Origin of the sequence: Pseudomonas sp. TH49 (genome assembly GCF_016650625.1) — a bacterium.
GTDB classification, from domain to species: domain Bacteria; phylum Pseudomonadota; class Gammaproteobacteria; order Pseudomonadales; family Pseudomonadaceae; genus Aquipseudomonas; species Aquipseudomonas fluorescens_H.
In genome coordinates this window covers 1,110,256-1,118,657 of the sequence record NZ_JAEKFL010000002.1, presented here as the reverse complement: position 1 = coordinate 1,118,657, position 8,402 = coordinate 1,110,256, and the positions used below count along the sequence as shown (strand labels likewise).

6 protein-coding genes are annotated in these 8,402 nt (G+C 60.9%); 1 reads left to right on the top strand and 5 read right to left on the bottom strand.

What is annotated here, in order from left to right; all coding sequences use genetic code 11:
* Nucleotides 1–419 precede the first annotated feature (419 nt).
* Nucleotides 420–1,310 (top strand): site-specific integrase, encoded by an 891-nt coding sequence (locus JFU48_RS22525; protein ID WP_201138517.1) that lies wholly within the window; start codon nt 420–422, stop codon nt 1,308–1,310.
* Here the strand turns inward: JFU48_RS22525 and JFU48_RS22520 are convergent, their stop codons facing one another.
* The 5 genes from JFU48_RS22520 to arnT all read right to left on the bottom strand — a co-directional run bounded on the left by JFU48_RS22520 (nt 1,311) and on the right by arnT (nt 8,400).
* Complete coding sequence (locus tag JFU48_RS22520) at nt 1,311–2,369, bottom strand: ABC transporter ATP-binding protein (RefSeq protein ID WP_201137717.1); 1,059 nt, start codon at nt 2,367–2,369, stop codon at nt 1,311–1,313.
* The gene (locus JFU48_RS22515; protein ID WP_103519813.1) at nt 2,366–3,961 is read right to left on the bottom strand and encodes an ABC transporter permease; all 1,596 of its coding nucleotides are present in this window, start codon (nt 3,959–3,961) and stop codon (nt 2,366–2,368) included. The genes JFU48_RS22520 and JFU48_RS22515 overlap by 4 nt, the downstream gene beginning before the upstream one ends.
* 3 nt (nt 3,962–3,964) lie before the next feature.
* Nucleotides 3,965–4,978 carry an iron ABC transporter substrate-binding protein gene (locus JFU48_RS22510; RefSeq protein WP_201137716.1) on the bottom strand — a complete coding sequence of 338 codons (1,014 nt, stop codon included), beginning with the start codon at nt 4,976–4,978 and terminating at the stop codon, nt 3,965–3,967.
* Between the two features lie 186 nt (nt 4,979–5,164).
* On the bottom strand, nt 5,165–6,682 hold the full coding sequence (locus JFU48_RS22505) for an ArnT family glycosyltransferase (protein ID WP_201137715.1): 1,518 nt from the start codon (nt 6,680–6,682) through the stop codon (nt 5,165–5,167).
* Entirely contained in the window at nt 6,679–8,400 is a 1,722-nt protein-coding gene (gene arnT / locus JFU48_RS22500; protein WP_201137714.1) for a lipid IV(A) 4-amino-4-deoxy-L-arabinosyltransferase, read from the bottom strand. Before arnT ends, JFU48_RS22505 begins: the two co-directional genes overlap by 4 nt.
* Nucleotides 8,401–8,402: the final 2 nt, after the last annotated feature.

Below are 8,402 nucleotides of genomic sequence, written 5' to 3'. Positions count from 1 at the left end.
AAAATAAAGGATGAATTCACGGAATCGTTGGATCCAACCTCAGCGTAGACGCAGAAAAGCACTCCTGCATCAATAACTTGGCAAAAAAAGCATGACGTCGGGATCGATTGACTTTTCACGATTTGCCCGGCAGGTTGGGCAAAGCCACTACCGAACCGATGGGAATTAAGGTTATGCCGGTTTTTGTGAAAGGAACATGAAAAACCGGTTGGCGAATCGTTTATCTGTCACTTATACAGCCGCTGTTCAGGCTTCTACCGTCCATCGCAGTTTTTTGTCGGACAGTGCGGCCCTAGTACCTTCTTTACTTCAAGTACATTGCATTTGTTAGTTGTTGTAGTGCTGTACGTTTTTTACTCAAGGTTTATCGTTTGATTGATTTAGTTGCTGCAACCCCGATCGTTCCAAAGCCCAACCCGATGAGCCTGTACCTCGCGCGTTTGGCGCCTTCCAGCCAGCTCACCATGCGCTACGTGCTGCAAGATGCAGCCGATCGCCTGGGATTTGAAGACATGAATGTCGAAGAGATTCCCTGGCATGCCTTGCAACCCGAAGATGTTGTCGCACTGGTGGCAGCACTGCGCGCCGACAACTACGCACCCAACACTTCTTCGTTGTATGTGAATGCCGTGCGCGGGGTCATGAATGAGGCCTGGCGCATGAGCCTGATCAGCCAGGAACATCTGTTGAAAATGCGCTCGGTCAAGGGCATCGCCGGCACGCGGCTGTCTCAGGGGCGCAATCTCAAGCGCACGCTGATTCACGAATTGATGGAAGTCTGCGCCGCCGATCCGCGCCCGCAGGGCCTGCGTGATGCGGCAATCATCGCGTTGCTGTACGGGACTGGCATGCGCAAGTCGGAATCGGTGGATCTGGACCTGGATCAGGTCGACTTCAGCGAGCGCAGCCTGTGCGTCACCGCCAAGGGCAACAAGCAGTTGATCAAATACGCACCGGCGTGGGCGTTCAGCAAGCTCAATGCCTGGCTCGAACTGCGCCGTTCACAGCTCAAGGAAGGCGAGAGCGACGATGCGTTCCTGTTCAACCGCATTCGCCGTGGCAGCCACATCACCCGCGAGCGCATCACCAAGCACGCGATCTATTACATCGCCCGTCAGCGCGGGACGCAGGTCGGGGTGAAGATCATGCCCCACGATTTCCGTCGCTCGTTCATCACCCGGGTGATCGAGGAGCACGACCTGTCGATCGCGCAGAAACTGGCGCATCACAGCAACATCCAGACCACCGCCAACTACGATGTGCGCGATGACAACGAGCGGCGGCGGGCGGTGGATCGCTTCGATCTCTGATCAGTTCAGGCCAAACACATGCGCCGCACCGAGCACTGACAGGTGCACCGCGCTGCCGGCGGGCGGCGCGTGCATGCCGGAGCTGCGCACCAGAATCGAACGGGCCGGATCCTGAGTCGCGGACGAGCTCAGTTCGACTGTCAAGGTGCAGGTATTGCCGGCGAAATCGCGGTCGGTGACCAGCGCATGGCAGCCTTGACTGTCAGACGCCACTTCGGCGATCTGCAATTGTTCGGGGCGCAGCATGATCTGCGCGGCGCCGTTGAAGCCGTTGCTGTTCACCGCCACCTGACCCAGATCGCAATGCGCCCAACCTGCCTCGATCCGCGCGGGCAGGACCACTGCTTCGCCGAGAAAGTGCGCAGTCTGCTCATCATTCGGAAAGCGGTAGAGATCCATCGGATGCCCGGACTGCACCAGCCGGCCGCTGCGCATCACCGCCAATTGATCGGCAAACGACAACGCTTCGCTCTGATCGTGGGTCACCAGAATGGTGGTGACGCCGGCGTCCTCTAGCAGGCGCGCGACCATTTTGCGCATGGCACTGCGCAAACCGGTGTCGAGGGCAGAGAACGGCTCGTCGAGCAGCATCAGCCGTGGTTGTTGCGCCAGTGCCCGGGCCAGGGATACGCGCTGTTGCTGACCACCGGACAATTCGTGCGGCCAACGGTTGGCCATGTTTGCGTCCAGCGCCACGCTGTCCATCAATTGCAGAATGCGTTGCTGGCGCGCGGCGCCGGTCAGGGCCAGGCCGAAACCGATATTCGCCGCCACCGTCATGTGCGGGAACAACGCGCCGTCCTGCGGGACGTAGCCGATCTGCCGTTGATAGGCCGGCACCGCGTGACTGCGGTCGACCAGCGTATGGCCGTTGAGCGTGAGGCTGCCGCTGTCGGGAAACTCGAACCCGGCGATCATCCGCAACAGCGAGGTCTTGCCGGAACCGGAGGGGCCGACGATCACCGTGCGGCTGCCGGTCGGCACGTTGAGGCTGACGTCATCAAGCGCCTTTTGTGCGCCGAAGGTTTTACTGAGGTTGAGCAGTTCGAGAGCGTTCATCGGCCAGCGGTACGCCTGGATTGGTGATAGAGAATGGCCGTCAGCGGCAGGGAAAGCAGGATCATCAAGAGCGCGTAGGGCGCTGCGGCGGCGTAATCGATTTCGCTGGTCATCGCCCAGAAGCCAGTGGCGAGGGTGCGCGTGCCGTTGGGCGCGAGCAGCAGGGTCGCGGTCAGTTCATTGGTGATTGCCAGAAATACCAGGGCTGCACCTGCCGCCGCGCCGGGAGCCGCCAGGCGCACGGTGATCAGCCACAATGCGCGCAACGGCGAGCGGCCAAGGCTTTGCGCGATGTTTTCCAGTTCGACCGGGGCTTGAGCGAAACCGGCGCGCAGACTGACCAGCGCCCGCGGCAGGAACATCAGCAGATAGGCCAAGAGCACGGTGATGGTGGTCTGGTAGATCGGCCGGGCGAAATGAATGGTCACGGTGACCAACGCCAACGCAACGACAATGCCGGGTAGCGAACTGGTGATGTAATTGCAGCCTTCCAGCAAGCGCTGCAGTTTGCCGGGAGAGCGGATCGACAGCCATGCAATGGGAATCGCCGCGACGCTGGTCAGTAACGCGCCGGCCACTCCGTAGGACAAGGTCTGCAGTAAGGCCGGCATTAACTCGTCGCCTTGCCAGACCTGCACACCACCGGCCACCAGCCAGCGGCCCAGCGTGAGCAACGGCACACCGAGCGCCAGCAGGCAGGTCAGCGTTTGCAGGAGTAACGCCAAAGATGTCGCGCCGCGCCCCAGTTGTACGCTGCGCTGATCCCGGGCGCTGCCGGACCCGACTCGCGCATAACGCGCCTGGCCACGGGCGGCGGATTCAGCCGTGAGCATCGCCAGACAGCACAGCGCCAGAACCCCGGCGAGCATGTTGGCGGCCGGGCCGTTAAAGGTCGATTTGAACTGATCGAAGATCGCCGTGGTGAAGGTGTCGAAACGGATCATCGCGTACAAGCCATACTCGGCCAGCAAATGCAGACCGACCAACAAGGCTCCTCCGCAGATTGCCAGGCGCAATTGCGGCAACACCACCCGAAAGAACACCGCCCAAGGCTTGAGCCCCAGAGATTGAGCGACGTCTTCAATTGCCGGATCGAGACGACGCAAGGTCGCGGCAATCGGCAAATACAGAAACGGGAAATACGCGATCACCGACACCAGCACACCGGCCGGCAGACCGTGGATCGATGGAATCAGGCTGACCCACGCGTAACTGTGGACGAACGCCGGCACGGCCAACGGTGCGACCGCCAGCACTGACCACAAGCGTCGGCCGGGCAGGTTGCTGCGTTCGGTCAGCCAGGCCAGGGTTGTCCCGAGCACGATGCACAGTGGCAGGGTGATCAGCACCAGCAGCACGGTGTTGATCAGCAATTCGCCGACCCGTGGGCGAAATATCATGGCTTCGATGGTTGCCCAACCGGTGTACCACGACACGCCGATCACGAACGCAATCGGCAGCAGTGACAGCAATGACACCAGCACCGCCGAGCTCACCACCCACGAGCTGCCACGCCCGGCCAGCGCGCGGGGCGGGTGAAGGAGGCTGGCGGGGGCCGTCGCAACGGCCGGTGCAGGCAAGGTTTCGGGCATCACTTAGAGCAATCCGGCCTGGGTCATCAGCTCGACGGCTTTTTTGCTGTCGAGGGTCGAAGCATCGACTTTCGGCGCATCGAGGGTTTTCAGCGGGGTCAGCTTCGGATTGGACGGCGCGTCTTTGCCCACGGCGTATTCGAAGGAGGTGCCGGTTTCGAGAACTTCCTGACCTTCCTTGCTGGTGATGTATTTGACGAACGCCTGCGCCTGCTCCTGATGTTTGCTCGATGCCAGGACGCCGGCGCCGGAGGTGCTGACGAACGCGCCCGGATCCTGATGCTTGAAGTAGTACAGGCGAGTGTTGTTGCTGTTTTCGCCGGTCTTCGACTGATCGACGAAGCTGTAATAGTGATAGATCACGCCGCTGTCGATCTGCCCGGCGTTCACCGCTTTGAGCACCGCGCTGTTGCCGCGATAGATGGTTGCATTGGTTTTCATGCCCTTGAGCCATTCCAGCGTGGCGGCTTCGCCTTTCTGTTGCAGGACGGCGGCGACAATCGCCTGGAAGTCGGCGCCAGCCGGGGAGGCGGCCCAACGGCCTTTCCATGCCGGGGTGGCGAGGTCGAGCAGGGATTTGGGCAGGTCTTTTTCAGTCAACTTGCTCGGGTTGTAGACGAACACGGTGGAACGGGCAGCGATGCCGACCCAATTGCCGTGGGCCGGGCGGTAAGCGGAATCAACTTGCTCTAGGGTCGCGGGCGCCAGTGGGGCGAACAGTTTGGCATTGTCCACCAGCACCATCGCCGGGGAGTTCTCAGTGAGGAATACATCTGCCGGCGAGGCGGCGCCTTCCTGCACGAGCTGGTTGCCCATCTCGGTGTCATCGCCGTTGCGAATGGTCACCGGGATCCCGGTTTCCTCGGTGAAACCGGCCACCCAGGCCTTGGTCAGCGTTTCATGCTGCGCGTTGTAAACCACCAGACCCACCGAGTCGGCGGCAAACGCGTGCCCGGTGCCGAGCAATGCGCTGGCCAGCAATGCGCGCTTGAAGAAGGATGGAAGGCGTGGATTCATTCGGGCAGCTCCTGTTTTTAGACGTTATGAGCAAACCCTCGCAGGAAACAATGCGAACGATTTGCAAGTGTCGAGTCGCGGCAATGTAGGGTGGCAAATGAGAAAAAAACGTCAAAGAAGCCGTTAATACTTGTCATTGCCATTCAAATTTACCGCGACTCTCCACTTTTGTCTTAACGTCATTGCTCAGGAGTGGGGGATGTAGGCGACGCTCTGGTCTTCACGCCCGTGGAATAGCTGCTCGCCACGGGTGGGCGTGGTGGTAATGACCTGGTGATCAGCCTTCAGCGCATCCAGTGGTACGGCGTCACCGGAACGGTATTGCGCCACGAAAATCGTGCGTTGCGGATCCCAATGTTCCCCGCTGGTTCTTTCCAGCCAGGCGATCAGCGTCGCGGTGTCGCCATAGTGCGGGAAGTCCTGGATCGTTTCCGGCACGTAGTAGAACGGTGCACCACCGGTTTGCAGGTACATCGGCACTTTGTTGTCGACCTCGATCATGACCATGCGCCATTGATTCAACGGTGCCTGCTGACTGGCCTGTTCGCGAACCTGCTCGCCGAAGCGGATGACACCGCCGCCGCTGTTGGTCCACGGGTAAAGCACCCCCAGGATCGCGGCGAGCAACACCGTGGTGACAGCGAAGCCGATCTTCAGCCCACGACCTGCGCTGTTGCGAGCGGCCATGCGCCGGGTCACCCACCAGGCACCCAGCAGTTGCGCGAAGGGCACCAACGGCAGGACGTAATAGCTGCGGCGACTGCCACACGCGGTGAAGAACAGCATCAGCAACGCGAGCCCTTGAATCAGCCAGCGGGTGTCCGGTTCGATGTGCTTCCAGTTGCGCGCGGCCACCCACAAGGCGATCAACCAGCACGGTGCCCACGGCAGGGTGTAGACCGGCAGGTAGATCAAGTAGGTGTAAATCGGCCCGAATTGATCGAACGGCTGGAAAAACCGCACGACGTTTTCGCGTAGCACCAGGCCGAGGCCGCTCTGTTCGTAGTTGGGCGCACCGTAGAGGTGGGACAACAGGAACGGCGTCATGTAGAACGCCCCGGCGATCAGCAGAGCCCCCAGCAGTCGCAGGTTCAGGTGACGTTTCCAGCGATGTTCGCTGAGCAGGTGCGGCAGCAGCACCAGGCCGGGCAGGATGAAACCGATCAGGCCTTTGAACAGCGATGTCAGCGACAACAGGCCGAAGAACACCACGTAGCGCCAGAACCGCGTGTCATCCGGGCCGCGCCAGTACCACCAGACGGCCGCCAGCACCCCGCAGACGGTGAGAATGTCGGCGGTGGCGACGCGCGCCCAGAACACGAAATAGAAGGTGGTCGCCAGCATCCAACCGGCGATCAACCCGGTGCCTTTGCGAAACAGTTGCTCGCCGATCAGGTACACCAGCCACACGCTGAACCACGCGGAAATCACCGATGACAGGCGCAACGACCAATGCCCCAGTCCGCCGGTGAACCACGAGGTGGCGGTGATCAGCCAGTACGACAGCAACGGTTTGTCGTAGTAGGGGCTGCCCTTGAGATAGGGGTCGAAATAGTCGCCGCTTTGCAGCATCTGCAACGCGATGTTGGCCCAACGGGTCTCCGGCCCCCACAGCTCACGACTGCCCAGGCCGAGCAGTAAAAGCAGGGCAGTCGCTGCCAGCAGAAGCAGCAACTGCCTCCGTTCCGTCCTGGTCAGGGTCATGGCTGGCTCTGACTGAAGATGAGGATTTCGATTTGGCCACGGCGGTAGTGCTTGCCGTCTATTGGCAGCAGCTCAAGTTGTTGCGCGTCCGATGTGCTGTTGACGCGCATCACCACGCCCACCGAGCCTTTTTTCCGCGCTTCGGTCATCCATTGGCCAACACCTTCCAGGCTGACCTTGCGTGAAGCCATGGCCGGGTCATCGAGGCCGTACTTGAGCTCGCCAACGGTGTTGAACAGGTCGACTTGCGGGCGGCGCAAGCGCCATGACAACGCAGAAGCCGCGCCCAGGTCGTTGCTCAGCAACGAGCTGGTCTGGCTGAGTTCCTGCTGATGTTCGGCGATGAACTGATCCGGCATCTTGCTGTTGACGATGGTCGCCGGCATTGCAGCTGGCAGCAGCGCGACAAGCAGGCCGATGCCCAGCGCCGGCATCGCCCACAGCGTCAGAGGTCGCAAGGCTTGCAGCGAACCGGCAATGATCCAGCCGAGCAATACGATGTAGGCCAGCGACAGGCTGAACATCTCGGTGTTTGCATAGATTTCACGGGTCGCTTGCAGATAAATCAGCGCCACCAGCGCGGCGCCGGCCAGCACCACGTTGACCACACCGTTGGTACGCAAGACGCGGCCGTTCTGGTCAGCGAGCCAGTTCATCACGGTGTAGCCCATCAACAGGGCCAATGGCAGCAGGCACGGCATGATGTAGGTCGGCAGTTTGCCGCTGCTCGCGCTGAAAAATGCCAGGGGCAGCAGGAACCACAGAGCCAGGAAGGCGATTTTCGGGTCACGCTTTTCGCGCCAGGTGCGCAACAGCGTCGAAGGCAGCAGCAATGCCCATGGCAAGGTGGCGGCAAACAGCAGCGGCAGATAGAACCACCATGGCCGTGCATGCTGTGCGTCTTCGCCGGCGGCAAAGCGGCGGATGTGTTCGTGCCAGAAGAAGAACCGCCAGAAATCCGGTTCTCGGTAATGCACGGCCAGTGCCCAAGGCACGCTGACCAGAGCGGCCACCACAACGGCGACCAGACCATAACGCACCAGCTCGCCAAAGCGTCGTTGCCAGATCATATAGGGCAGGGCGATCAGCACTGGCAGCATCAGGGCGAGGAAACCTTTGGTCATCAGGCCCATGCCACAAGCGAGGCCCAACAACGCCCAGCCGCCCAGGCGCGCGCGCGGGGTGGTGCTGTCGATGGCAAACCAGATCGCCACCAGGCTGAGGTTGACCCACAGGGTGAACTGCGGATCGAGGTTGGCATAGCCGGCCTGACCTGCAATCAGGCCGAAGCTCATATAAAGGAGGGCGCACGCTGCGCTGATTCGCGGGTTGTTCCACAGGCGACGGGCCAATACGTAGGCCAGCCACACGCTTACGCCGGTGCAGAGCGCCGAGGCGATGCGCACGCCGAACAGGTTTTCACCGAAAATGGCCTGGCCGATGGCGATCATCCAGTAGCCGGCAATCGGTTTTTCGAAGTAGCGGATGCCCATGAAGTGCGGCGCCACCCAGTTGCCGCTCAGCAGCATTTCCTGGCTGATCTGGCCATAACGGGTTTCATCGGGAATCCACAGACCGTGGGTCATCAGTGGCAGCAGATAAAAGACCACGAATGCCAGCACCAGACCGGGTATCGCAAAGCGCTCGACCAGGGTGCTCTGGTGGAGGTGTGGCAAATTCAACGCTGCATGGCGCAGCGGTTTGTTCTCAGACGTCATGA